20 protein-coding genes and 8 tRNA genes are annotated in these 24,449 nt (G+C 40.3%); 23 read left to right on the top strand and 5 right to left on the bottom strand.

Annotated features, from left to right (window positions below; all coding sequences use genetic code 11):
• Positions 1 to 5 precede the first annotated feature (5 nt).
• The 8 genes from nagB to OM33_RS11600 all read left to right on the top strand — a co-directional run bounded on the left by nagB (position 6) and on the right by OM33_RS11600 (position 6,931).
• On the top strand, positions 6 to 806 hold the full coding sequence (gene nagB / locus OM33_RS11635) for a glucosamine-6-phosphate deaminase (RefSeq protein WP_038641901.1): 801 nt from the start codon (positions 6 to 8) through the stop codon (positions 804 to 806).
• A gap of 90 nt (positions 807 to 896) precedes the next feature.
• A complete protein-coding gene (gene nudC, locus OM33_RS11630; protein WP_038641898.1) occupies positions 897 to 1,817 on the top strand; it encodes an NAD(+) diphosphatase in 921 nt (306 codons plus the stop codon).
• A gap of 71 nt (positions 1,818 to 1,888) precedes the next feature.
• The gene (locus tag OM33_RS11625; protein WP_038641897.1) at positions 1,889 to 3,064 is read left to right on the top strand and encodes a cystathionine beta-lyase; all 1,176 of its coding nucleotides are present in this window, start codon (positions 1,889 to 1,891) and stop codon (positions 3,062 to 3,064) included.
• A gap of 9 nt (positions 3,065 to 3,073) precedes the next feature.
• Positions 3,074 to 3,895: an ABC transporter permease subunit gene (locus OM33_RS11620; RefSeq protein ID WP_038641894.1), complete on the top strand. Its 822-nt coding sequence runs from the start codon at positions 3,074 to 3,076 to the stop codon at positions 3,893 to 3,895.
• A gap of 2 nt (positions 3,896 to 3,897) precedes the next feature.
• Positions 3,898 to 4,785, top strand: a complete 888-nt coding sequence (locus OM33_RS11615) for an ABC transporter ATP-binding protein (RefSeq protein WP_038641892.1) — start codon at positions 3,898 to 3,900, stop codon at positions 4,783 to 4,785.
• Complete coding sequence (locus tag OM33_RS11610; protein WP_052140988.1) at positions 4,751 to 5,770, top strand: aminoglycoside phosphotransferase family protein; 1,020 nt, start codon at positions 4,751 to 4,753, stop codon at positions 5,768 to 5,770. The genes OM33_RS11615 and OM33_RS11610 overlap by 35 nt, the downstream gene beginning before the upstream one ends.
• Positions 5,771 to 5,784: 14 nt before the next feature.
• Complete coding sequence (locus OM33_RS11605; protein WP_038641890.1) at positions 5,785 to 6,162, top strand: PH domain-containing protein; 378 nt, start codon at positions 5,785 to 5,787, stop codon at positions 6,160 to 6,162.
• Between the two features lie 13 nt (positions 6,163 to 6,175).
• Positions 6,176 to 6,931, top strand: a complete 756-nt coding sequence (locus tag OM33_RS11600) for a putative porin (protein WP_038641887.1) — start codon at positions 6,176 to 6,178, stop codon at positions 6,929 to 6,931.
• A gap of 225 nt (positions 6,932 to 7,156) precedes the next feature.
• On the opposite strand, the gene OM33_RS11595 is transcribed toward OM33_RS11600, so the two are convergent.
• Positions 7,157 to 8,986: a M2 family metallopeptidase gene (locus OM33_RS11595; protein ID WP_038641883.1), complete on the bottom strand. Its 1,830-nt coding sequence runs from the start codon at positions 8,984 to 8,986 to the stop codon at positions 7,157 to 7,159.
• Positions 8,987 to 9,128: 142 nt separating this feature from the next.
• On the opposite strand from OM33_RS11595, the gene OM33_RS11590 reads away from it, so the two are divergent.
• Entirely contained in the window at positions 9,129 to 11,381 is a 2,253-nt protein-coding gene (locus OM33_RS11590) for an acyl-CoA dehydrogenase (protein ID WP_038641880.1), read from the top strand.
• A 269-nt stretch (positions 11,382 to 11,650) separates the two neighbouring features.
• Here the strand turns inward: OM33_RS11590 and OM33_RS11585 are convergent, their stop codons facing one another.
• From OM33_RS11585 to OM33_RS11570, 4 genes are all read right to left on the bottom strand, one after another.
• Positions 11,651 to 12,088 carry a hypothetical protein gene (locus tag OM33_RS11585; RefSeq protein WP_038641878.1) on the bottom strand — a complete coding sequence of 146 codons (438 nt, stop codon included), beginning with the start codon at positions 12,086 to 12,088 and terminating at the stop codon, positions 11,651 to 11,653.
• A gap of 96 nt (positions 12,089 to 12,184) precedes the next feature.
• Positions 12,185 to 13,153: a cysteine synthase A gene (gene cysK, locus OM33_RS11580; protein WP_038641875.1), complete on the bottom strand. Its 969-nt coding sequence runs from the start codon at positions 13,151 to 13,153 to the stop codon at positions 12,185 to 12,187.
• A 140-nt stretch (positions 13,154 to 13,293) separates the two neighbouring features.
• The gene (locus OM33_RS11575; protein WP_038641872.1) at positions 13,294 to 15,639 is read right to left on the bottom strand and encodes a carbohydrate binding family 9 domain-containing protein; all 2,346 of its coding nucleotides are present in this window, start codon (positions 15,637 to 15,639) and stop codon (positions 13,294 to 13,296) included.
• Positions 15,640 to 15,785: 146 nt separating this feature from the next.
• Positions 15,786 to 16,943, bottom strand: coding sequence for a Na/Pi symporter (locus OM33_RS11570; protein ID WP_038641869.1), 1,158 nt, complete (start codon positions 16,941 to 16,943; stop codon positions 15,786 to 15,788).
• A 353-nt stretch (positions 16,944 to 17,296) separates the two neighbouring features.
• Here OM33_RS11570 and uvrY point away from each other — a divergent pair, with 353 nt between their 5' ends.
• The 14 genes from uvrY (at position 17,297) to pheS (ending at position 24,439) form a co-directional block, all read left to right on the top strand.
• Positions 17,297 to 17,944 carry a UvrY/SirA/GacA family response regulator transcription factor gene (uvrY, locus tag OM33_RS11565; RefSeq protein ID WP_038641865.1) on the top strand — a complete coding sequence of 216 codons (648 nt, stop codon included), beginning with the start codon at positions 17,297 to 17,299 and terminating at the stop codon, positions 17,942 to 17,944.
• A 3-nt stretch (positions 17,945 to 17,947) separates the two neighbouring features.
• A complete protein-coding gene (uvrC, locus tag OM33_RS11560) occupies positions 17,948 to 19,771 on the top strand; it encodes an excinuclease ABC subunit UvrC (protein ID WP_038643316.1) in 1,824 nt (607 codons plus the stop codon).
• A gap of 13 nt (positions 19,772 to 19,784) precedes the next feature.
• Entirely contained in the window at positions 19,785 to 20,336 is a 552-nt protein-coding gene (pgsA, locus tag OM33_RS11555) for a CDP-diacylglycerol--glycerol-3-phosphate 3-phosphatidyltransferase (protein ID WP_038641862.1), read from the top strand.
• A 172-nt stretch (positions 20,337 to 20,508) separates the two neighbouring features.
• Positions 20,509 to 20,584 (top strand) — tRNA-Gly (locus OM33_RS11550).
• 15 nt (positions 20,585 to 20,599) lie between these two features.
• Positions 20,600 to 20,673: transfer RNA gene (locus OM33_RS11545), tRNA-Cys, on the top strand.
• 33 nt (positions 20,674 to 20,706) lie between these two features.
• Positions 20,707 to 20,793 (top strand) — tRNA-Leu (locus tag OM33_RS11540).
• 22 nt (positions 20,794 to 20,815) lie between these two features.
• A tRNA-Gly gene (locus OM33_RS11535) sits at positions 20,816 to 20,891 on the top strand.
• 32 nt (positions 20,892 to 20,923) lie between these two features.
• Positions 20,924 to 21,010 (top strand) — tRNA-Leu (locus OM33_RS11530).
• 38 nt (positions 21,011 to 21,048) lie between these two features.
• Positions 21,049 to 21,124 (top strand) — tRNA-Gly (locus OM33_RS11525).
• A 15-nt stretch (positions 21,125 to 21,139) separates the two neighbouring features.
• Positions 21,140 to 21,213: transfer RNA gene (locus OM33_RS11520), tRNA-Cys, on the top strand.
• Positions 21,214 to 21,243: 30 nt separating this feature from the next.
• Positions 21,244 to 21,330: transfer RNA gene (locus OM33_RS11515), tRNA-Leu, on the top strand.
• A 106-nt stretch (positions 21,331 to 21,436) separates the two neighbouring features.
• Positions 21,437 to 22,492: a DUF2066 domain-containing protein gene (locus tag OM33_RS11510; protein ID WP_038641859.1), complete on the top strand. Its 1,056-nt coding sequence runs from the start codon at positions 21,437 to 21,439 to the stop codon at positions 22,490 to 22,492.
• The gene (hda, locus tag OM33_RS11505; protein ID WP_407681038.1) at positions 22,477 to 23,199 is read left to right on the top strand and encodes a DnaA inactivator Hda; all 723 of its coding nucleotides are present in this window, start codon (positions 22,477 to 22,479) and stop codon (positions 23,197 to 23,199) included. The genes OM33_RS11510 and hda overlap by 16 nt, the downstream gene beginning before the upstream one ends.
• Positions 23,200 to 23,458: 259 nt before the next feature.
• A complete protein-coding gene (gene pheS, locus OM33_RS11500; protein WP_038641855.1) occupies positions 23,459 to 24,439 on the top strand; it encodes a phenylalanine--tRNA ligase subunit alpha in 981 nt (326 codons plus the stop codon).
• Positions 24,440 to 24,449: the final 10 nt, after the last annotated feature.

Here is a 24,449-nt window from a genome sequence, read left to right as displayed (position 1 = left end):
TCCCTATGCAAATAGTTATTTTAAAAGATGCAGCAGCAGTGGCCGAATACGGTGCTCAGATTTTTATCGATCAAATTAACAGAAAATCAGATTCTGTATTAGGTTTAGCAACGGGTTCAACGCCTGTGGCACTTTATCAGGAACTTATCAAAGCAAATCAAGCAAACAAAGTAAGCTTTAAGCAAGTGACAAGCTTCAACCTTGACGAGTATCTTGGGTTAGATGGCGACCATGCACAAAGCTATCGTTTCTTTATGAATGAGCAATTATTCAATCACGTTGATATTGATAAAAATAATACCTTTGTACCGCCAGGTGACGCGCAAAACCCAATTACTGCGTGCAAAATGTATGAAAATAAAATCTCGCAAAGTGGCGGGGTAGATGTGCAGTTATTAGGTATTGGTCGTAATGGTCATATTGGCTTTAATGAACCATCATCAAGTTTGGCATCACGTACGCGTGTTAAAACACTAACAAAAGAAACTGTTGAAGATAACGCTCGTTTCTTTGCTGAAGGTGAATTCCAACCACACTTATCAATCACTATGGGTATTGGCACGATTTTAGAAGCTAAAAAAGTGGTTCTATTAGCAACGGGTGAAAACAAAGCCGATGCAATACGTGATATGTGTGAAGGTGCTGTATCTGCTGTTTGTCCTGCATCAGCATTACAATTCCACCAAGATGCGGTAGTGGTAATTGATGAAGCGGCTGCTAGTAAGTTAGTGAATGCCGAGCTTTATAAGCATATTGAAAGCGAAAATCAGAAGTTACAACAGTACTTAGCGGAACTACCAAACTAAGCATTTTGTAACATCATTTTTGTTTTAAAAAGCGCCATTGGCGCTTTTTTTATGTTTTAATACAAGCATACTAAATTCAATAAATTAGCTATGCAAAACCTGCCTTTTAGTCAAATGCCGCTGGCACGTTGTTCGCGTGAGCGCAGCAAACCCGAATTTATCAAAACCCAACTTAATCGTGTTGACGCAAAAGTCTTGCTTTTTTATCAAGACAATATGCTCTCAACAAGTCATTTGGATGATTTGTTATGGTTAAGTGTTGAACACGTTTTTCAAATTTTAGGTCGCAAACCGCACCTATTTTTAGGGCTTGATAATGAAACGCCTTATTTTGCCATGGAAATTTCTCAGCAAGAGTTGCAACTTGATGAACTAAGTTGTTATCAAACCTTGCCTTTTCGCGGTCAACTTGCGAGTTTCCCTGCAACAAGTGTTGCGATTGCGGGTTATGCTAAAACCTTACTGCATTGGCATAAAACCCACGTGTATTGTGGCCGCTGTGGCAGTAAAAACAAATCATTTGAAGGTGGCTATTCACGTAAATGTACCAATAAACAATGTGGTCATATTACCTTCCCTCGTCACGACCCTGCGGTGATCATGATAGTGAAAAAAGTATTTGATGATGGCATTGAACGCTGTTTGCTTGGCCGTCAAGCGTCGTGGCCAACAGGCAATTACTCTGCGCTTGCAGGCTTTGTGGATGCAGGTGAAACTCTTGAAGAGGCGGTTATTCGTGAAGTAAAAGAAGAGTCGGGCGTTGATGTGAATGAGGTTGAATACATAGCGTCGCAACCTTGGCCTTTTCCAAGTTCCGTGATGATAGGTTTTATCGCTACAGCTAGCAGTACAGACATTGATATTGGCGAAGATGAATTAGAAGATGCACGCTGGTTTAGTCGTGACGAATTAGCCGAATTTGGTGAGTGGGGCGATGAAACTAGCACCTTTAAAAAGCCACGCTTTAGTTCGATTAGCCGCTTTTTATTAGAGCATTGGATTAAGTCATAACAAATTTGATTTGATTAGACGTCTAAAAGTCTATTTAATATTTGCAACAGAACCAAGAGTAGATTTGATTAATGAAAGCTAATACCCAAATTATTCACGCAGGTCGTAAAACAAAATATACCCAAGGCGTGGTGAATCCGGTTGTACAGCGCGCTTCAACCATAGTATTTGACTCTGTTGCGCAAATGAAAGAAAACACCGCAAAACGCGGTGAACAAGCTCTATTTTACGGGCGTCGTGGCACCCATACTCACTTTGCCCTACAAGATGCCATTGCAGAACTTGAACAAGGTGCTGGTTGTGCGTTATTCCCAAGTGGCGCGGCAGCGGTAAGTAACGCTATTTTGTCGTTTGTAAAAACCGGTGACCATATTTTAATGGTGGATACGGCGTACGAGCCAACACGCGATTTTTGTGACAAAATTTTAGCCAATATGGGCGTGAGCACTACTTATTACGACCCGATGATTGGTGAAGATATCGAAGACCTGATCCAAGACAATACCGTATTGTTGTTTTTAGAAGCACCTGGCTCCATTACCATGGAAGTGCAAGATGTACCGCTTCTTACCAAAATTGCTAAAGCACATGATTTATTAGTGTTTATTGATAACACTTACGGTAATGGTTATTTTTTTAAACCACTCACACATGGTGTAGATGTGTCCATTCAAGCGGCAACCAAATACATTGTTGGTCATTCAGATGTGATGATGGGCGTTGCGATTGCAAATGAAGCCTGCTGGGAGCAACTACGTGAAAATGCGTATTTAATGGGGCAATGTACTTCTGCCGATGATGCTTATTTAGCGCTGCGTGGCCTGCGTACCATGCCAGTGCGTTTAAAACAGCATGAGCAAGCAGCATTAGACATTGCTCACTGGTTAAATGAACATCCACTTGTGGATCATGTGCGTCACCCAATGTTTGATTCGTGCCCTGGCTCAGAGGTCTTTAAGCGTGACTTTAGTGGTAGCACTGGGCTTTTCAGTTTTGTTTTAAAAGGCGGTAATAAAGCTGCGATTACTGCGTTATTAGATGGTATGAGCCATTTCAAAATGGGTTATTCATGGGGTGGCTTTGAAAGCTTGATTACAGTTACAAGTAGCTTTAATCGCATTCGTACCGTAACAAATTATGATTTTTCAGGACCTTTGGTGCGAATTCATGTTGGACTTGAAGACGTAGAAGACCTTAAACTGGACTTAAAAGCAGGACTTGAGCGTTTCCAAGCACAATTAAAATAAAGGATTTTTATGGTTTCAACTAGCTTTCACCGTGTAATTGCATTTGCACAATTTGAGTTTTCACGGTTTTTATTTTCAAAAAGAGGGCTAGTTGCCATTATTAGCTACCTTGCTATCTGGGCACTTATTTTGACCAATGTGGTGGCAAAAGGCGCTGCGTTTTTCAAAAATCCCCAATTTGAACGTTTTATAACGCAAATTCTTGGCGAAGTGGGGCTTGAAAATTTATCAAGCTGGCCGGTCCCTGAATTGATTGTGTTTTGGTTAGTTGCGGTGCTTACCTTTCCATTTTTTGCGATGTTTTCTTCTGCCGATCAACTTTGTGGTGATAAGGCACGTGGTACCATTCGATTTTTATTACTGCGAGCAAAACGAGAAGATTTATTGCTTGGGCGTTTTTTAGGGCAAGTATTAGTCGTTAGCTCGTTTATCTTACTTGCGTTAATAGCAAGCAATATTTTGATTGTATGGAACGACAGCACACAATTGGCAGCAGCACTTAATTTAAGTAGCAGCATTTTTATCGATTTAGTGTTTGTTGTGTTACCTATGATTGCTTTTATGTTGTTACTTAACGTCTATTCCACTTCATCTAAACAAGCGATAGTGCATTGTCTGTTATTACTTACTTTGGGCAGTATTATTATTGGCTTACTTGCAGAATATGTGTGGCAGGGGCTTGAGTTACTGAGTTATTTATTACCTAACGCTAATTTGTTTAACACCTTATCTTTATCAGCTAGCAAGGCTGAACAGTATTTGCTTCCTGTAGCGCAAACAGTAGCTTACGGTGCTTTAACCTTTACATTATTTAAGAAACAAGGGGTATAACCATGATTGAACTTAAAAATGTAAGTAAGCACTTTGCGTCTAACAAAGTCCTGATTGATGTATCCATGACCATTCCAAGTGGCGAGCCAGTAGCGATTATAGGTCCTAATGGGGCAGGTAAAACCACGCTTTTTAGCCTAATTTCAGGGTTTATTTCACCGAGTAGCGGTGAAGTACTGTTTGATGGCAAGGCGATACCCCATAGTGAGCAATTTGGAAAACTTGCCGTGCTGCCGCAAGATGCGCAACTTGATCCGCGTTTTACCATAGAAAAACAACTGGCTTTTTTTTCTAAACTTCAAGGCTTTACTAAAAGCGAGGGAATAGCTGAGGTTTCTCGTGTACTTGGCTTAGTGGGGTTATTGGAACATAAAACTAAAAAACCACAAGAGCTTTCTCATGGTATGCGTAAACGTGCGTGTATTGCGCAATCACTAATTGGTAACCCGTCTTTTGTATTGCTTGATGAGGCCACAGCGGGCCTTGACCCTGTGCATGCCAAAGAAGTCCGAGAACTCATCGCGAGTTTAAGTAAAGATATTACCTTTATTCTAAGCTCACACGATTTAGCTGAGCTTGAGCGATTGTGCCAACGTGTATTTGTGTTTGAAGCGGGCAGTTTAAAACAATACTCAGGTGATGGTGATACCACTTCACAGGCCTATTTAACGCTGAGATTGAAACAGGATTTAGATAATTTAGATAACGTGATTGCTGAGCTTAATGGCTTAAGAAACTTAAAAGTAACTCAATCACGTGAATACTTAATTGAATATGATGCCAGTGTCACTGACTTTGATATTCAGTTACTGCAATGTTTACATCAACAGAGCATTGCATATCAGCAAATTTATAATGGAAAAACGCTTGAAAACCAGTTATTTGATTAAAAACTTCAACGCATTAGATTTACCAACAGAGCCAAGCTATGAGCTTGCCTGTGCTATTTGCGATTTTACCGATGAAAAGCACTGGCAACCACTGATTGAACAAATATGTGAAAACAATGACTTGGCACTTACTGTGTTACAGCGTGCAAGCTCAGGTGAAAATCCCACATTTTTATTGGAAAGTGCCAGTAAACAATTGTTTTACATTAAATTTATTGCGCCAAACTGGCTTTTTCAATATCACCATGAGGCTGAAGCGTTACGCCTTTGCGATAACGCATCACTGCCGATAGCAACACCTAAATTGATTGCCCATGGCGAAATTAATAATTGGGGATACATTGTTACCGAAGGCTTGGAAGGTCAGTTACTCTCAGATGTGTATAACGAACTAACACTTGAAGAGCAAAAATCGATTGCAGATCAGCTAGGGCGCTTTTGCTTGCAAATGCACAGTATACCTATGGAGAAATCAAGCGTACTTTATAAAGATTGGCAGGCATTTATTGAAGCGCAATACCACAATAGTTACGCCCGCCGAAAGCGACAAGGTTTACGCGCAGATTTTTTAGCCGATTTTATCCCTTATATTGCTCATACACCTTACAAAGCGCCTGAAACAAGTAATTTATACCTAATACACAGTGATTTGCACCCGGGTAATTTACTCGTTAAGCGATCTGATTCAGGGGCTATACTGTCTGGTGTAATTGATTTTGGTGATGCCATCATATGCAATGAACCGGTGTTTGAATTCACCACAGTGGGATTATTAATTGCAAAAGGTAGAACTGAGGTGTTTCAACAGTTTTTAGAAAGTTATTTATATCAAATTGATGATAAACGAGCCTTTTTAAATAGCTTAATGACACTGACTTTATTACGACATACAGGTAATTTAAATTACCTTATTGAATATGTGCCAGGTGTAAAACAATGCACCAATTGGCCAGATGCTGAACAGTATCTTTTCCCGTTACCATAGCAAAGGAGCTAATCATGGGACTTTTATCAGGTTTAATAGGAAATGCGAGCGAAGTAGATAGCGAAGAAGTAGAGCGTTTTATAGACTCAGCGCTTATAGATGGTGAACAAGTCGAAAAAGCGTACAAAGTGATCCGTGATGTCATGGTGTTTACCAACAAGCGCTTAATTTTGGTTGACCGCCAAGGCGTTCGTGGCAATAAAGCGGAAGTGCTGTCTATCCCTTACGGTAAAATCACTAAATTTAGTAAAGAGTCAGCGGGCACCTTTGATCTCGATGCAGAATTAAAGATCTGGTTAGGCTCAGAGCCAAACCCAATGACAAAAGAGTTCAAAGCGGGTGATGATATTGACCAAGTCTACAAAATTCTGAGCCAGTACACATTAGGGTAGTGCAACACACAATATGAAAAAACTAATTTTATCTTCTTTATTGCTAGTATCTGCGGGCGCAAATGCTGCGAGCTATCAATCATTTAATGAGTTTAATTATGTAAATGCTGATAACTACGATGGGTTTGCATTGAGCAGTCATTATTTTTTCAAGCCGCAGGCAATGATAGGTGTGCTAGATGAGTTTGGTTATTTAAATACCGATACTAACTTGTATGGTTCCATTAATAATTTTGCTGATGATAATGCGTACAATTTAGGTGGCGAGTATTTCTTGCCAAATAATGTATTTATCACCGCAGACGTTGCCAAACAGGGAGACTTTGATGCCTACAGTGTCGGCGCTGGCTTTTTATTAAATGATGATTTTAAAGTAAGTGCCCGTTACAGTGATGCCGATAACGCCGACGGCGAAGTATATGCTCGCGCTGAATACAACCATCAAATTAACCGCATTGATTATCTTGCGTTTAGTTTTGATACTGAGGTGGATTTTGATAGTTGGGAGCTGGCTTCTCGCTATTTTATGGCACTAAACAGCGCGCAGCATTTAGCCGTTGATGCATCGGTTACTGAAACTGGAAATGATATCGTTACTCGTGTGTTCGGTACCTACTATCTAAACCAAGCAATCTCTGCGGGTGTTGGTGTTAATGATGGTAAGTTTGAAGTAAAAGCGAAATACTATACGGACGCCAATTTTGCTTTTTCAATTGGCTATCAAGATATTGATGAAGCCCTTGTTTTTGCTGTTTACGGCCAGTTTTAAAACTATTTAAACAATAAAAAACCGCTGAATTTCAGCGGTTTTTTTGTTTAAGTTAAGTTATACCAATTCACTTAAATAGCTGATCATCCTAGCGGGCTAAATATCATGCTAACTGCGTTAAAATTTATCAATGTAGAACAACTACATAAGAAAAATTCCGCCTTGTTACCATTTCATTTATCCAGCGCTATCCCTGATCACATAGTTAACAGAATTGGTATTAGATTACCAACCGCACTGGCGGCCTTTGTTTTGCTCATCTAAATATTTTTGTAATGGTGCAAAGTAATCAAGAATTGCAGTTGCATCCATTTCTGGTTTACCCGTTACGCTTGCAAGCGCTTCTTGCCATGGACGGCTAGAACCCATTTTCAGCATCGCATCTAAACGTTCGCCTGCTTCTTTTGAATTATAAACGCTACAACGGTGAATAGACTCTTTGCTACCTGCGATTTCACACAGTGCACGGTGGAATTCAAATTGTAGAATGTGCGCTAGGAAATAACGTGTATAAGGTGTATTACCTGGTACGTGGTATTTTGCGCCTGGATCAAAGTGTTCTTCAGTACGTGCTACAGGAGCCGCTACACCTTGATACTTCTCACGCAGTTCCCACCATGCTTGGTTGTAGTTTTCTGGCGTTACTTCACCTGAGAATACTTTCCAGCGCCATTGGTCAACAAGTAGGCCAAATGGGATAAATGCAATTTTATCCATTGCCATTTTCATAAGAAGACCGATATCTTTTGATTCATCTGGTACTTCATCAAGTAAACCAATCTCTTTTAAGTAACCCGGTGTTACAGAAAGAGCGATAGTGTCACCAATTGCTTCGTGGAAGCCATCGTTGGCACTTTCTTGGTAGTAAATTGGTTGCGTGTTGTAAGCGCGCTGGTAGAAGTTGTGGCCTAGTTCGTGGTGAATTACTGAGAATTCTTCACCAGTACGTTGGATACACATCTTAATACGTAAATCGTCTTTGCTATCTAAGTTCCAAGCTGATGCGTGACATTGCACGTCGCGATCTTGTGGTTTAGTAAACAGTGAGCGCTCGTAGAATGTCTCTGGTAATGGTGCAAAGCCCATTGACGTAAAGAATTTCTCTGCACCGCGCACCATTTTTAGTTCATCATAGTTGTGCTTAGCAAGTAATTCAGTTACATCGTAACCTGGATCAGCATTCGCAGGTGCAACTACATCGTAGATGTTGCCCCACGTTTGTGCCCACATGTTACCCAGTAAGTGTGCTGGAATTGGCTTGTCTTGTGGTACTTTGTCTTCACCATATTTTTCGCCTAGTTTTGCGCGAACATGACAGTGTAGAGAGTTATAAAGTGGCTTAACTTGACCCCAAATACGATCTAGCTCTTTTGCAAAATCATCAGCTGGCATATCGTATTTACTACGCCACATTGCACCTGTATCTGCATAGCCAAGCTCGTTAGCACCTTGGTTCGTTAATTTAACTTGTTGCTCGTAAAGTGGACGCATTGGTTTAGCAACTTCGCGCCAGCCAGTCCAAATATCAAGTAGCTCGTCGTAATCACGGCTTGTTGCCATGGTTGCTGTCATATCGCCAAGGCTTAAGCACTTACCGTCTTCTTTACAGTATTTACCTTTACCATACAGGCCGCCAAGTTCAGCAACGATTTTTGAAAGCTCAGCTGTTTTAGCTGGATCTTGTGGTGCAGGCAGGGTGAGTGCTAGCTTAAGTTTATCTAGCTTACGGCGGCTATCTTCGTCTAGGTCTAATTTGTCGAACTTAGACGCTTCATTCGCTAAACGAACTACGGCAGCAGTCATTTTTTCGTTTGCAGCAGCAGAAAGACTTGAAGTGTCATGAGTAATGAAGTTAGCGTAAATCCATTCTGCACGGCTTACTTCGTTGTAAAGCGCCATTAATTCTGTTTCAGTATTTGCTAAAAACGCTTTTGCATCTTGTGCTGTTACTTGTTGTGTTGCAGTTGATTTTTCTGAATTGTTCGCATTACAGCCGGTTAACGCAACGGCTGATGCTACCAAAATTGCTGGTAGTGAGAGTTTAAATGATGTCATTATTGTTTCCCTTAAAGTAATGGCCTTAGGCCAATAATGCATATTAGCAAGCCTCGGTTTTTGGGTAAATGCTAGTTAGACTTTTTCAGCGTTTAAGTCATACTTGAATATGAGTCAAATAACGTCCAGGAAAGGTTTTAGAATGTTGATTTTTATCATTATTGTTTTTGCGATTGCAGCGGTATTTGGGATCCGTGCTAATCGCTTAAGATTTGTAACAAAACCTGTGTTTAATTACTTCAAAAAAGCCTTACCGCCGCTTTCTGAAACAGAGCGCCAAGCCATGGAAGCAGGGGATATTTGGTGGGATGGTGAACTATTCTCTGGGCGACCAAATTGGCAAACATTTAGAAGTTATCCAAGCCCCAAACTCAGCCACGAAGAGCAAGCATTCATCGATAATCAAGTAACTACATTATTAGATATGCTGGACGATCATCAAATTGTTACCGATCGTGATTTACCCAAAGCGGTGTGGCAGTATCTTAAAGAAGAAGGTTTTTTTGCTTTAATTGTACCGAAAAGTCATGGCGGTCATGGTTTTTCAGCCTATGCAAACTCCACCATAGTGAGCAAAATTGCCTGTTCGAGTTTATCGGCTGCGGTGACTGTGATGGTGCCAAACAGTCTTGGCCCTGCTGAATTACTTGCCCATTATGGTACTCAAGAACAGCAAGACTTTTGGCTACCAAAATTGGCAAATGGTGATGAAGTGCCTTGCTTTGCTTTAACAGCACTTGATGCAGGCTCTGACGCTGGGGCGATTCAAGATTATGGTGTCGTGTGTAAAAAGCGTTATAAAAACAAAATGACCATTGGCATTAAACTCAATTGGCAAAAACGGTATATCACGTTAGCTCCGATTGCTACGGTGATTGGTCTTGCATTTAAGTTATATGATCCTGATGGGTTATTAGGCGATAAAGAAGACTTAGGTATTTGCTGCGCACTTATTCCTGCCAAAACAAAGGGCGTTACATCTGGTAAACGTCACGATCCTATGGGCATGGCATTTATGAATGGTCCAACCACTGGTGAAGATGTATTTGTGCCGCTTGATGCATTGATTGGCGGTGAGGACTTTATTGGTAAAGGCTGGCGCATGCTTGTTGAATGTTTAAGCGCAGGCCGGGGGATTTCTCTACCAGCACTGGCAACAGCAACTGCTCACTTAACCACACGAACTACAACTGCTTATGCGTTAATTAGAAAACAGTTTGGCTTACCCATCGCACAGTTTGAAGGTGTCGCTGAAAGTCTGGCGCATATTGCAGCTATGAGTTATCTCACAGAATCTGCAAGGCGTATGACCACGACCGCGCTTGATCTCAATCTAAGCCCAGCGGTGATTACTGCAATAACAAAATACCATCTGACAGAACTTGGCCGAGACATTATCAACCGAGGCTTTGATATTCAAGCAGGTAAAGCCGTGCAAAATGGCCCGAGTAATAGTCTTGCAAGTGCTTATAAAGGCACGCCTGTGTCGATTACCGTTGAAGGGGCAAATATACTTACACGCTGTTTAATGATATTTGGCCAAGGTGCAACACGGTGCCATCCGTTTATTTTGAAAGAAATGGAAGCGGTAGCGTTTGAAGATGAACAAGCTGGATTGAACCAGTTTGATGACTACCTCTGTAAGCATATCGTGCATACCATGGGTAATTTTGGTTTTAGTTTCTTCCATTCGCTAACTTGTCATTGGTTTGTGCCTAAGGTGAGCGCCGGTCCGGTTGCGCATTACTATCAAACATTAACTAAATTAAGTGCGTCTTTTGCCTTTTGTTCAGACTACGCGATGTTGTTGTTAGGAGGTTCATTGAAACGAAAAGAAGCAACGTCAGCACGCCTTGGTGATATATTGAGTCAACTTTACTTAGCAAGTAGTGTTTTAAAACGTTATGAAGACGATGGTAGGCAAGTCTCCGATTTACCTTTTGTTACTTACTCAATTGACCATTGTTTGTATCAGATAGGTCAGGCATTTGAAGCATTCTTTGCAAATATAACCCTTGGCAAGTTACTTAGAATTACCGTGTTTCCTTGGGGGAACCCATATCGTAAACCAAACGATGAGAACTTTAACCAAGTGATCAAAAGTGTCAGTACAAACACTGTGATGCGTGAGCGATTGTGTAATTTATGTCATGTAAAACCTGACTCTGATATATCAAATATGGAACGTTTATTGGTCCTTTTAGTCGAGCAAAAAGGGCTTATCTCGCGTTTTGAAATGACCATGAAACAAGCACGTTTTGATATTAAATATGATCGAATAGGGGCAATCTCCGATCTCGATGATGATTTTTCAGAAGAAGAAAAAGCAAAGCTCACTGAATACGAAACACTCAGACAAGCGGTAATAAATGTTGATGAGTTCGAGCAGCTTTAGAATGCCTTACAATGTAATGCAGAGGTGATATCACTTGAGTTAATGAAGACTTATTGCACTTTAGTTTTCTGGGAAAGTTGTTTGTCAAAAAAGGTGACATTGCTTTAGTTCGAAGTGTAATAGTTGTTTTCTTCGCTTGGTTTATTTGTACTTCAACCTTCAGAGTATTCAGCCAGAAGTGGGGGGGCTATCTAGAATATTTATCGAAGGCGAAAAAAAACCGCTATTCAGTATTTATTTGAATAGCGGTTGTTATTGTTTATCGATAGTTATCGTGCAAATGGATCATCTAAAACTTTTTCGATATACCATTTACCTTTCACTTTGGTGAGTTTTACCTGACGCATATCGGCTATCTTATTGCCATTATGCTTGCCATGTAAAATTACATTGAGCACAGCGGAATCGCCAAAGCGCTTACGAACACTGCGGCTGCCGTGATCGACCTCTATTTCCACTTCATCGAATCGCATATTAAGAATATTGCGCGCAAACTGCCTAGTTGAACCATAAGATTTTATAATACGGCCATATTTAGGCAGAGATGCATTAACGGCTTTATTTAGGTCTTCCTCAATTAAAATAGCGTAGAAAAACTCAGTGGCTTTATATTCGGGAGAGTCGTTCTCACCTTTAATCTCAGGAGAATCACCACCACAGGCAACGAGCATTAAAATAGGTAACAAAAGAAGAATTTTACGAAACATAAGCCTAAATTAGTTATTTTAGTTAGACTTAGTGTGGAATGAATTTAGTAAGATGTAAAGTGCGAAGCGGTACTTCGCACTTAGGATTTTATTTTATTACTGAACCAGTTCTTGTTCTGAGAATTCTTCAGCAAACAATGGGCTCGTTAAATAACGTTCTGCAGAGCTTGGTAAAATAACTACAACTTTTTTGTCTTTATTTTCAGGTAGCTCAGCAATTCGTTTAGCAGCAATTACCGCAGCGCCTGAAGAAATACCCGCTAGGATACCTTCTTCTTTCATTAGACGGTGTGCCATTGCAATAGCATCTTCGTTTGAAACTTGCTCAACGCCATCAATCATTTCAACGTCTAAGTTGCCAGGGATGAAACCTGCACCAATACCTTGAATTTTATGTGGACCTGGTTTTAACTCTTCACCAGCAATCTTTTGGCTGATGACAGGTGAGTCAATTGGCTCTACAGCGATTGATTTAACGTTTAAGCCTTTTTCTAGTTTTAAGAAACGGCTAGTACCTGTGATAGTACCACCTGTACCAACACCTGCAACGAAGAAGTCTAAATCACCATCTGTTGCATCGAAAATTTCAGGACCCGTTGTTTCGAAGTGAATTTTAGGGTTTGCTGGGTTTTCGAATTGTTGTAATAAGATGTATTTTTCAGGCGCACTTTGCTGAATTTCTTGTGCTTTTTCAATTGCACCTTTCATACCTTTAGCACCTTCAGTAAGTACTAAGTTAGCACCTAAAGCTTTTAATAGCTTACGGCGCTCAAGGCTCATTGTATTTGGCATAGTCAGTGTTAGTTTATAACCACGCGATGCAGCAACAAATGCAAGTGCAATACCTGTGTTACCTGAAGTTGGCTCAATAAGCTCTTTATCTTTTGTCAATTCACCTGACTTTTCCGCTTCCCAAATCATTGATGCACCGATACGGCATTTTACGCTGAAGCTTGGGTTGCGCGCTTCAATTTTAGCGTAAACATTACCAGAAGTTACGCGGTTTAATTTAACCAGAGGTGTATTACCAATGCTTAGTGAATTGTCTGCAAAAATATTACTCATTATGTGTATCCCTAAATGTTCGGATTCATTTAGGCTAAGCATACTGTCTAATGGCAAAAACAAAAGGAAAGTTTGGCTATAATATATATCCCTTTTTTGCATAAAAAAGGGAGCAAATGCTCCCTAAATACGATTTGTGCCTACAGCATCCATGCATAAGACATTTTAAGGAAGACTGACCTGTCGGTTTTTTCAATTTTAGTTAGGTCATCATCTTGATAACCGTTATCAGAATAACCTGCAAAAAATACCGTTTGCGGGTTCACTTTATACGAGTATAAAAATTGTGTTGAAAACCCTTTATAACTCTCATTTACATCATCGATGTAGTTATCCGGATTGCGTTCAATATCACGATAAATAACGGCTAATCTGACAAAACTGCGGGTATTAAATTGATAACTTATGCGCGCATCCGTAAGGTTAGCCGTGAATAAGCCATCTCCAGCCACATCCATGGTTTCAAATGTGTGGCGAAAACGTAACTCTAAATGACGATTTAAGTTCACATTAATGACCGGTCTAATGCGGGTTTTATCACCTAAACGGTTATTAGCAAGATCAATATGATTACCTGTATTTGCATAAAGAGAAGCAAATACACCTGACATTGGCTTGAATTCTAAATACATGCCTACTAAGTTTTCGTTAAATAACGTGGTGTTGTTATCAATGGCTAAATTAGCTTTGTTATGACGTAAACCAACACGATCGCGTTGCATTAACTCAAGTTGAATAAAGCTCTGTAATGGACCATTAAGTGACAATTCGCCTTGCACTTCTTTTTCTAGTAATTCGCCATTGTCATTATGGCTAATGTCCCAATCGCCATAAAATTCAATTCGGTTATACCAATCAATGCCTTGCTCGCCATACCAGCGATAACGGCCACCGCTGACAAATTTATTAAAATCGACTTGGTTCATAAAACCTAAGTCGCCACGAAAGTCTTTGCCTAGGTTGTCGTAGCGAGCAAAGAGGCTCCAGTATTTTTCGTTATGCTCATAACTTAATTTATAAGCAATGTCGTTAATTGCATCTTCAGCACTTACACGAAGGTACTGCTCGTTAATATCACAGTCGCTATTACCGTCACATTTTGTAATCGCTTGTTGTTGACAGTCTGCTAAGCTGTCGGCATCACATAAACTTGATCTAAATTCGTCAGAATACTTTGTTTTAGATAATGCTAATTGCGCGATAAAAGTGTCGTTTTCAGTGAGTCGATATTTACTATCGAGTGAAGATAAATAGTTGTAATAATCATCTGAATTGCGCGCAGTTGTGGTCGCGGCAATAGAAAAGTCATTAGTAAAATCATAACGATAGCGAGCTGCGATATTATTACTCTTGCTCTCTAATGACACAATTGTTGAACCCAAGTTACCCGGAATAATAACATTACTTTGATTATCATTGGCCATAAAGGCGCCAAATGTATGACCAGTAACACTACCTGTGAGTTTTATCCCCGCATCCGGCTCAGCAACATTACGGGTGTAAATTAAATTCCAAGGTGTTGAAAAGTAATCACTGTTTTCTAAGAAAAAGGCACGTTTTTCAGGAAAGAAAAGGGTAAAACTGTTATTAATACCAAGTTGCGCCACATCCGCCTCAACTTGTGAAAAGTCAGGGTTCAACGTTGCTGTCAGTGTGACCTCCGGCGTGATGCCCCATTTCACATCAAGACCTGGCTCTAAAGAATTATCGGCTTGCCAATCTTCAATCGGAGATGTTGAAACATCACGGCTTTCACTGCGACCTGCGACAACCGTTGGTACAAGGGTCAAGTTGTTACCTTGTTTAGCTTGCTCAAAACCGGAAACGGTTTGCATCTGGCATACCCAACAGCTGTTAGCGTGATCAATGTTAATTGATGAGATGCGAAGACGTTCATTACGCGGTAAAAAGCGAACAAACTCCATAGCCATGTCTTTACGTTGCTGACCTTGCTCAAAATTCAAAATGCGAAAGGGGATGGATACTTCAACAATGTAACCATTATCAGTAATATTTCCTGCACTATGCCAAATGCCATCCCATGCATCACTTTCATTGCCTGTCAGTGCATTTTCAATTGAGTCCATTTGCACACCAAGCGGATTTATAAAAAACTGATAGGCTAATTTTTCATTGTTGTATGAATCGATTTTTAAGCCAACGAGGTCATCATTCCAGTTTTTATCACGATCACGGTAAAACGCGCGAATTTGATCTGGATTTGAATCAGATACAACAAATGCAACGTTAAGGGACTCGCCATTTTCATAAACTAATGCATAAGCTGTTTCATCAGCTGGCACGTTTTCATATGGCCAAGTGATATTGTTGATATCGATTCGTTTCGCTTGTTGCCAAAATGCTTCTGAAATTTGGCCATCAATCGTTGGCGTTTCAGATATATATGGAATAGATAAAGATGAATCTGTTTTTGCAACTAACGTTGAAGATAATAGGGCTGCACTCAGTGCGAGCGGTTTTCTCATGATTATTTTGCACGTACTTCTTATAATTTGCGCTAAGTTTAGTGCTTGTAATTGAATGGGGCAATTTGGATAAGGTTAAGTAACAAAAAATAACGATAAAGTTATTCACTTTATCGTTATTTTAAAAAGGGTTTTTAATTATTTTGTTAGCGAGCAACAATCATCATTACGCCAGGGATTACAAAGAATGCGCCTAATACATATCCAAGTGCTAGTGATTTATTGTTCGAACCAACTTCTGCAAGCTTGCTCGCAGCACGTAGTGGTAAATCACGTAAGAATGGAGTGCCGTAAATAAGTGCAACAGCAAATACGTTAAACATAACGTGTACTAGTGCAATCGTTAATGCTACCTCTGCTGCTGCGCCAGTAATTGACGTCGCGGCAAGTAATGCAGTAATTGTAGTACCAATGTTTGCACCAAGCGTAAATGGGTAAATTTGTTTTGTTGAGAACACACCGCTTCCTGCCAGTGGGATCATTAAACTTGTAGTCGTTGACGACGACTGAACCATGACAGTAACTACAGCACCTGAAGTAATACCCGCTAGTGGGCCTTTACCAATTGCACGGTGAAGCATTTCTTTTGCTGTACCCACAAGTGCTTTTTGTAATAATTTACCAAGTGTTGTTACAGCGAATAAAATCATTGCAATACCAACAACGACCATAGCAACACCTAGCATTTTGCCGTCAAAAAATGCTAAACCATCTTTTACAACACCAACAGCAGGCTTAACTAAAGGTTTGATGAAGTTATAGCTTTTTAATGATAAATCTGCGTCACCAACGAATAAGTGAGCAAGAGATTGTGAAAGCTTTTGTAAAATGCCAAATGCTAATTCTAGCGGTAAGAAAATAGCAACGGCAATTAGGTTGAAAAAGTCATGAACCGTTGATGCTTCAAAAGCGCGTTTAAACTCTTCTTTTGAGCGAATATGACCAATTGATACAAGCGTATTGGTAATTGTTGTACCAATATTTGCACCCATGATCATTGGGATTGCAATATTAATTGGTAAACCACCTGCCACTAAACCAACGATTACAGAAGTTACAGTAGATGAAGACTGAACTAATGCCGTGGCTAATGCGCCGAGTAATAGTGCTACAAATGGATTGGTTGCAAAGGCAAAGATTTCTTTTGCGCCTTCACTACCGCCAGATGCTAATTTAAAACCGCCACTTACGGTACTAACCGCAACTAACACCAAATAAACTAAAAATGCGATAGCAGCCCAGTTTAAAAATTTGGCAGCTGCGCTTTGCTGAGGGTTTATTGGGTTTGATGTATTTTCACTCATTACATTTCTCTTAATTTAGCTACGACAGGTTTTGTCGTTTTTGTGACAATAAAATGTCATTTTTATTACGGCGCGGATTAAAACAGAGAAATATGAAAGAAATATTACAGTCGCTGTAATATTTCCATCGCAATTGAGAAATAATGGCGAAAATACGGTGTAAATCGCTGTTATAACGTTGTTTTGTTGAATGTAATTAATTGTAAATGATAAAAAATTTATGAAATCGATGACTTAGTGAACAAACAATCAAAATCCCATTATAAATGCGTTTTAAGTTGTTCGACTTTGCTAATTAGTGTGTTATGGTTAGCCCTGAAATATGTATAGATAGATAACCGTGAGGTAACCCCTTGATTAACGTACTGTTAGTTGATGATCATGAACTAGTTCGCACAGGTATAAAGCGTATACTGGATGACGTACGTGGATTTAAAGTGGTTGGTGAAGCAAAGACTGGCGAAGAGGCGGTTCAGTTTTGTCGCCAAAATAACCCAGATATTGTACTCATGGATATGAATATGCCAGGTATTGGTGGACTCGAAGCAACTAAAAAGATCTGTCGCTTTTGTCCAGATGTAAAAGTCATCGTACTTACTATGCAAAGTGAAGATCCTTTCCCGAGCAAAGTAATGCAAATTGGTGCACACGGCTATTTGACGAAAAGTGCTGGCCCTGAAGAAGTGGTTAACGCAATTCGTGCAGTAAAAACGGGTCAACGCTATATAGCTCCCGAGATTGCTCAACAAATTGCATTAGCACAATTTAGTGGACGCAATGATGAAAACCCGTTTGCCTCATTATCTGACCGTGAACTGCAAATTATGTTGATGATCACCAAAGGTGAAAAAGTGCAGACCATTGCAGATCAGCTCAATTTAAGTTCTAAAACAGTCAATTCATACCGCTACCGTATGTTTGAAAAACTTAATGTCGGCGGGGATGTTGAGCTCACTCACCTTGCAATTCGCCATAAAATGATTGAGATTGACTCTGATTAAATGATGTCGGCGTTTAACGCAAAAGCCTTTCTTAAAACAGTATCTTCAGAGCCGGGCGTCTATCGAATGCTAGACGCCAAAGGGCAAGTAATTTACGTTGGTAAAGCAAAAAACCTGAAAAAGCGACTGTCCAGTTACTTTCGCGACAATATCCCTGAAAATAAAACCCGTGCTTTAGTGGCTAATATTGCACAAATTGAAGTCACGTTAACCAATACAGAAACCGAAGCGTTATTACTCGAAAATAACCTTATTAAAAAATATATGCCGCGTTACAATATTTTGTTACGCGACGATAAATCGTATCCTTATATTCTTGTCACAAATCATCGACATCCTCGCTTAGCGTTTCATCGAGGCACACGCAAAATAAAGGGTGAGTACTTTGGACCTTATCCAAGTGCAGGGGCTGTGTCTGAAAGCTTGCGGCTAATGCAAAAAATCTTTCCTGTTCGTCAATGCGAAGATGCCTATTACCGGGCTCGTAGTCGCCCATGTCTACAATATCAACTTAAACGCTGTTCTGCGCCATGTGTGGCAAAAATCTCAGACCAAGACTATTTGCAAGAGGTTGATATGGTGAAAAAATTTTTGGCTGGGCGCTCATCTGAGGTGATTGCGACCCTAGTTGAAAATATGGAAGCGGCGAGTTTGACACTTGAATTTGAAAAAGCAGCACAAATTCGCGACCAAATTTTATTACTTCGAAAAATGCAGGAACAACAAGCTGTTTCAGGTAATGTAGCTGAACTTGATGTGATTGGTTTTGCAGCGAAAAATGGGTTAGTTGCGGTGCATGTATTAATGATCCGCGATCATAAAATATTGGGCTCTAAAACCTACTTTCCCAAAACACCTAAAGATAGCTCGAATGAAGAGGTACTGGAATCATTCTGCGCGCAGTATTATGTGCAGTTATCAAACACTGGCCGAATTCCAAAGCAATTGGTGATACCATTTAGCTTTACAGGCAGTGATACGCTTGCAGATGGTTTGTCGGCAATTTGTAGTAAGAAAATTGCATTTATAAGAGCACTGCGTGGTGAAAAATCAGATTATCTTTCCCTTGCTAATAAAAATGCACACAATGCGTTAGAGGTAAAACAAAGTGCTAAAGACTCTATCGCAAAACGCTATGCGCAATTAAAAGAAACACTTAGTTTAGAAACAATCAACCGCATGGAATGTTTTGATATCAGTCATACCATGGGTGAAAACACCGTTGCCTCTTGCGTGGTGTTTGACGAACAAGGCCCCGCTAATAAAGAGTACCGTCGTTTTAATGTAGAAGGCATCACCCCAGGTGATGATTATGCCGCTATGGCTTTTGCCTTGCGTAAACGCTACAACAAACTTACTGATGAAGCTAAAATTCCAGACATAATTTTTATTGATGGGGGTAAAGGGCAGTTATCGCAAGCTGAAAATTATTTTGCAGATTGGCCACATGGGAAGCTCCCTCTTTTAATTGGTGTTGCTAAGGGCACATCGCGAAAGCCAGGTCTTGAAACGTTATTAATAGATGGTGGGCGCAGAACCGTTAATCTTTCCTCGGACGCGCCAGCGCTTCATTTGATACAACATATTCGCGACGAAAGTCATCGATTTGCTATTGCGGGACACCGAAATAAACGTCAAAAACAACGTAATACCTCGATACTAGAGGAAATCTCAGGGGTTGGCGCTAAAAAGCGTCAAGCCGTATTAAAATATTTAGGTGGCATTCAAGGGGTAAAAAGCGCTACTATTTCTGAATTGGAGCGAGTGCCGGGTATTAGCCGCAGTATCGCAGAACGAATCTATCATCATTTACACGATGACAAATAAATAAAATACCAATATGTGGAACATTCCTAATACCTTAACAGCTTTTCGTTTGATTTTAATCCCGATTTTTATCGTCTTGTTTTTTATTCCAGCTAAATGGTCCTTTTTCTGGGCTGCGTTTATTTTCTGGTTGGCCTCAGTAACCGATATGCTTGATGGCTATTTAGCAAGAAAGCTCGAGCAATCGACCCCTTTTGGTGCTTTCTTAGATCCAGTTGCAGATAAAGTGATGGTGTCGGTTGCGTTAATTGCTCTTACCCAACATTACCAATCACTGTACATCACTATCCCTACTATTATTATCATCAGCCGAGAAATCATTGTTTCCGCATTGCGAGAATGGATGGCTGAAGTAGGAGAGCGCGCTAATGTGGCGGTGTCTCAATTAGGAAAAATTAAAACAGCGGCACAAATGTTGGCTATTATTGGTTTAATTTGGCAATACGATAGCCAAATGATCACACTTTCGTTTGTGTTATTTTATATCGCGACTATCTTAACCTTTGTTTCGATGGTGCAATATTTGATTGCAGGCTGGGGCGCTTTGTCACAAGCAAGTAAGTAAATTTATGTTTATGCATTGATATATTCGCATAAACGAGTGTTTTTAAATCATTTTAGATAAAAAATAATCAAACGAATTAAATCCGACATTTTTATGTTGACGCGTTTAATAATCTATGTAGAATGCGTCGGTGTTGAGAGGGGAGTGGTTAACTAACTGCCCAATTGGAAACGCGAGTATAGCTCAGCTGGTAGAGCGCGACCTTGCCAAGGTCGAGGTCACGAGTTCGAACCTCGTTACTCGCTCCAACTCTTTAAGAGTTTGGCGGAATGGCAGAGTGGCCATGCAGCGGATTGCAAATCCGTCTACCTCGGTTCGACTCCGGGTTCCGCCTCCATTTTCAACACTCCACATGCGAAAGCAGCCCGATGCCCGGGTGGTGGAATTGGTAGACACAAGGGATTTAAAATCCCTCGTCAGTAATGACGTGCCGGTTCAAGTCCGGCCCCGGGCACCATTGATTTTAGAATCAATTTGATGCGAGTATAGCTCAGCTGGTAGAGCGCGACCTTGCCAAGGTCGAGGTCACGAGTTCGAACCTCGTTACTCGCTCCAAATTGGTTTTTGCTGCAACGTAGAAACCCGATGCCCGGGTGGTGGAATTGGTAGACACAAGGGATTTAAAATCCCTCGCTAGTAATAGCGTGCCGGTTCAAGTCCGGCCCCGGGCACCACTTATTTTGAGAATACGACTCAATAAAACGTTTAGGATGCGAGTATAGCTCAGCTGGTAGAGCGCGACCTTGCCAAGGTCGAGGTCACGAGTTCGAACCTCGTTACTCGCTCCAACTTCTTTTGAAGTTGGCGGAATGGCAGAGTGGCCATGCAGCGGATTGCAAATCCGTCTACCTCGGTTCGACTCCGGGTTCCGCCTCCATTAAATATCCACATGCGAAAGCAACCCGATGCCCGGGTGGTGGAATTGGTAGACACAAGGGATTTAAAATCCCTCGTCAGTAATGACGTGCCGGTTCAAGTCCGGCCCCGGGCACCACTTTATATCCATCAAAAAAATCCACTTAATCATCATTGTTTAGTTTTTAATTATTGTAATTTTTTTTTTGCTTTGCATTGTGCGATGTTTTAGGATCAGGCACATTATGGAATACAAGTTTAACACATTGAAAAACGCACTGATTTTAACTCTATTTAGTTTACTTAGCTTTTCACTTTTAGCTGTTGAAGTAACTGATCTTTATCAATATAAAGCGGTTGTTGATAATAAAACACAGAGCGAGCAACGACGTGCAAATCGTGTTGGTTTTGTAGGGGTACTTGAAAAGGTTTCAGGTCAGAAAGTTGATAGATCCCACCCAGTTATCAAAGACGCTTCGAAAAATCTGTCTCGTTTTGTACTTAAGTATGAATACGAAGAATCACTCTATCAAACTTATTTAAAGATTCGCTATCAACCACAACTGATTGATAGTGTGCTTAAACAAATGGAAATTCCTATTTGGGGAAACCGTCGCCCGTTAACCCTTATATGGCTTGCTATTGAAGAAGGACTACAACGTAGCTTGGTAACAAAGGAAGATTTTCCACAGATTTTTCATTTACTAGAAACGAATAGTGATAATGCGGGGTTACCCATTGTCATGCCATTGTTAGATCTTGAAGATCGCATGAACTTGAATGTGACAGATGTATGGGCGAATTTTCCAGAACAAATTATTGCTGCTTCAGCACGTTATGAACCTGAAGTAATAGTTTCTGCGAGACTTTACCAACGTGATAATGTGTGGTTTTTAGATTGGCAATTTACTAATCAGTCTAGTTTCCAATTGTATCAACTCTCTGGTGATAAACTGACAATTACCGGTCAGCTTGTAGGTAGCATTTCGGAACAGATCGCCAAGCAATATGCTACCTTAGGTGAAGCGCAAAGCTCGGAAGTTGTAACAATTAGTTTTTATGGCGTAGGCGGCATGAAACAGCTTGAAGCGTTAAAAGTACGTTTACGCTCCCTCACTCAAGTAAATGAACTGGATATTAAATTTCGACAGGGTGAACGCGTTGATTTAAATTTATACCTCAATGCACATGTCGATAGCTTACAAAAAGCCCTGCAATTGGACTCACAATTTGAAATTATTTTTGATCCATTCAGTCAAACTGACGTTCAACAACTTGAGTATCAATGGCTCAATCAGTAATGACTGAATTCCAACAAATGGCATTACCTGTAACACTGCCTGACGACGAAACGTTTGTGAGTTTTTTCGGTGGTGAAAATTCACATGTGGTAAAGCAACTTGAAGTGGGATTAACTCAGTTAGAAGCGGCACCTTTTAACTATGTTTATCTCTGTGGATTTTCTGATTCAGGTAAGTCTCATTTATTGTATGCAACCTGTATACGCGCACAAGAGTTGGGCTTATCGTGTTTTTTATTATCCTGTAAAGATTTGGCGTGGCTTGACCCCCATGTACTGGATGATTTAGAAAAGCTTGATGTGATTTGTATTGATGACATTCAACAAATTGCAGGCGATCCTGTGTGGGAAAAAGCATTGTTTAATTTTTTCAATCGCTTTAATGGTGATGGCAAAATGCTTGTCGTGGCAGGAGACTTACTGCCAAACATGTTAAACATTACGCTACCTGATTTAGAGTCGCGTTTAAATTGGGGTACGACGTTTCAAATTCGCTCTATGAGCGATGACGATAAAGCGGAAGCCTTAGTTAAGCGTGCTAAAATGCGCGGCTTAACATTAACAGAAGAAGCGACGCGTTTCTTACTGTCTCGGGTGAGTCGAGATATGCGCGCACTGCTTGATATTTTGGATAAACTTGATCATGCCTCGATTGTTGAACAGCGAAAATTAACCATCCCGTTTATCAAAAGTATCTTAGATTTATAGATTTAAAAAAAGCACCGACAAGGTGCTTTTTTTATGCAATTTAATTATTTCTTGTTTTTCACAGACTATACGCTAAAAAAATAACAATAACGTGCCTTTTTGCCATTAACCGCTCTAGTAAAAAGTATTGCTTTTCGGGTATCATAATGGGCTAATTTTTATTAAAAAATGTCACGTTAATCGATAGTTAAACGTTACGAAAAATCAACTAATAGATTCTATTATTGCGTTAGTTGGCAAAAACGAGTGAAAAGCCCTTATGAATTTAGAAGCAATCTTGGCTGAAGCCCTAGAAGCTGTTGAGAAAGCCAGTGAAATCGCTCACTTGGAAGATGTGCGCGTAAATTACCTTGGTAAAAAAGGTGAGATTACCAGCTTATTAAAAAGCTTAGGTAAAATGGACCCAGAAGAACGTAAAACTGCAGGTCAGGTGATCAACCAAGCAAAGCAGCAAGTTCAAGAAAAAATTAATGCGAAGCGTGAAGCTCTGCAAGAAAAAGCATTAGCAGAAAAGCTAGCAAAAGAGACTATTGATGTCACTTTACCTGGCCGCACACAACCAACAGCAGGTTTACACCCAGTAACACGAACTATCGAACGCATTGAAAGCTTTTTTGGTGAGCTAGGTTTTGCAGTTAAGTCAGGTCCTGAAGTGGAAGATGATTTTCACAATTTCGACGCGCTAAATATTCCTGAGCATCATCCTGCACGCGCTGATCATGATACATTTTATTTCAACCCAAAACTGGTACTGCGTACGCAAACGAGTGGTGTTCAAATTCGTACCATGGAAACGGAACAACCGCCACTTCGTATTATCTCTCCTGGACGCGTTTACCGAAACGATTATGATCAAACGCATACACCTATGTTCCATCAGGTTGAAGGTTTAATGGTTGACAAGAACGTTAGCTTTACTGAATTGAAAGGTATTTTGCACGATTTTCTTCGCAACTTCTTTGAAGAAGACATGGAAATTCGTTTCCGTCCTTCATACTTCCCGTTTACTGAGCCTTCAGCTGAAGTTGACGTAATGGGTAAAAACGGTAAATGGCTTGAAGTACTAGGTTGTGGCATGGTTCACCCTAATGTTCTTCGCTCTGTAGGCATCGACCCTGAAGAGTATACAGGCTTTGCGTTTGGTATGGGCGTAGAGCGTTTAACCATGTTGCGTTATGGCGTAAACGATTTACGTGCATTTTTCGAAAACGATTTAAAATTCCTAAACCAATTCAAGTAAGAGTGAAGTA

The sequence above is a fragment of the Pseudoalteromonas piratica genome, assembly GCF_000788395.1.
Classification (GTDB): Bacteria; Pseudomonadota; Gammaproteobacteria; order Enterobacterales; family Alteromonadaceae; genus Pseudoalteromonas; species Pseudoalteromonas piratica.
Note: the sequence above shows the minus strand (reverse complement) of the source record. Positions and strands in the feature narration are given on the sequence as shown.

Coding starts and splice junctions, on each gene's coding strand:
- nagB (WP_038641901.1), top strand. CDS start 6: ATGCAAATAGTTATTTTAAAAGATGCAGCAGCAGTGGCCGAATACGGT.
- nudC (WP_038641898.1), top strand. CDS start 897: ATGCAAAACCTGCCTTTTAGTCAAATGCCGCTGGCACGTTGTTCGCGT.
- OM33_RS11625 (WP_038641897.1), top strand. CDS start 1,889: ATGAAAGCTAATACCCAAATTATTCACGCAGGTCGTAAAACAAAATAT.
- OM33_RS11620 (WP_038641894.1), top strand. CDS start 3,074: ATGGTTTCAACTAGCTTTCACCGTGTAATTGCATTTGCACAATTTGAG.
- OM33_RS11615 (WP_038641892.1), top strand. CDS start 3,898: ATGATTGAACTTAAAAATGTAAGTAAGCACTTTGCGTCTAACAAAGTC.
- OM33_RS11610 (WP_052140988.1), top strand. CDS start 4,751: ATGGAAAAACGCTTGAAAACCAGTTATTTGATTAAAAACTTCAACGCA.
- OM33_RS11605 (WP_038641890.1), top strand. CDS start 5,785: ATGGGACTTTTATCAGGTTTAATAGGAAATGCGAGCGAAGTAGATAGC.
- OM33_RS11600 (WP_038641887.1), top strand. CDS start 6,176: ATGAAAAAACTAATTTTATCTTCTTTATTGCTAGTATCTGCGGGCGCA.
- OM33_RS11595 (WP_038641883.1), bottom strand. CDS start 8,986: ATGACATCATTTAAACTCTCACTACCAGCAATTTTGGTAGCATCAGCC.
- OM33_RS11590 (WP_038641880.1), top strand. CDS start 9,129: ATGTTGATTTTTATCATTATTGTTTTTGCGATTGCAGCGGTATTTGGG.
- OM33_RS11585 (WP_038641878.1), bottom strand. CDS start 12,088: ATGTTTCGTAAAATTCTTCTTTTGTTACCTATTTTAATGCTCGTTGCC.
- cysK (WP_038641875.1), bottom strand. CDS start 13,153: ATGAGTAATATTTTTGCAGACAATTCACTAAGCATTGGTAATACACCT.
- OM33_RS11575 (WP_038641872.1), bottom strand. CDS start 15,639: ATGAGAAAACCGCTCGCACTGAGTGCAGCCCTATTATCTTCAACGTTA.
- OM33_RS11570 (WP_038641869.1), bottom strand. CDS start 16,943: ATGAGTGAAAATACATCAAACCCAATAAACCCTCAGCAAAGCGCAGCT.
- uvrC (WP_038643316.1), top strand. CDS start 17,948: ATGTCGGCGTTTAACGCAAAAGCCTTTCTTAAAACAGTATCTTCAGAG.
- pgsA (WP_038641862.1), top strand. CDS start 19,785: ATGTGGAACATTCCTAATACCTTAACAGCTTTTCGTTTGATTTTAATC.
- OM33_RS11510 (WP_038641859.1), top strand. CDS start 21,437: ATGGAATACAAGTTTAACACATTGAAAAACGCACTGATTTTAACTCTA.
- hda (WP_407681038.1), top strand. CDS start 22,477: ATGGCTCAATCAGTAATGACTGAATTCCAACAAATGGCATTACCTGTA.
- pheS (WP_038641855.1), top strand. CDS start 23,459: ATGAATTTAGAAGCAATCTTGGCTGAAGCCCTAGAAGCTGTTGAGAAA.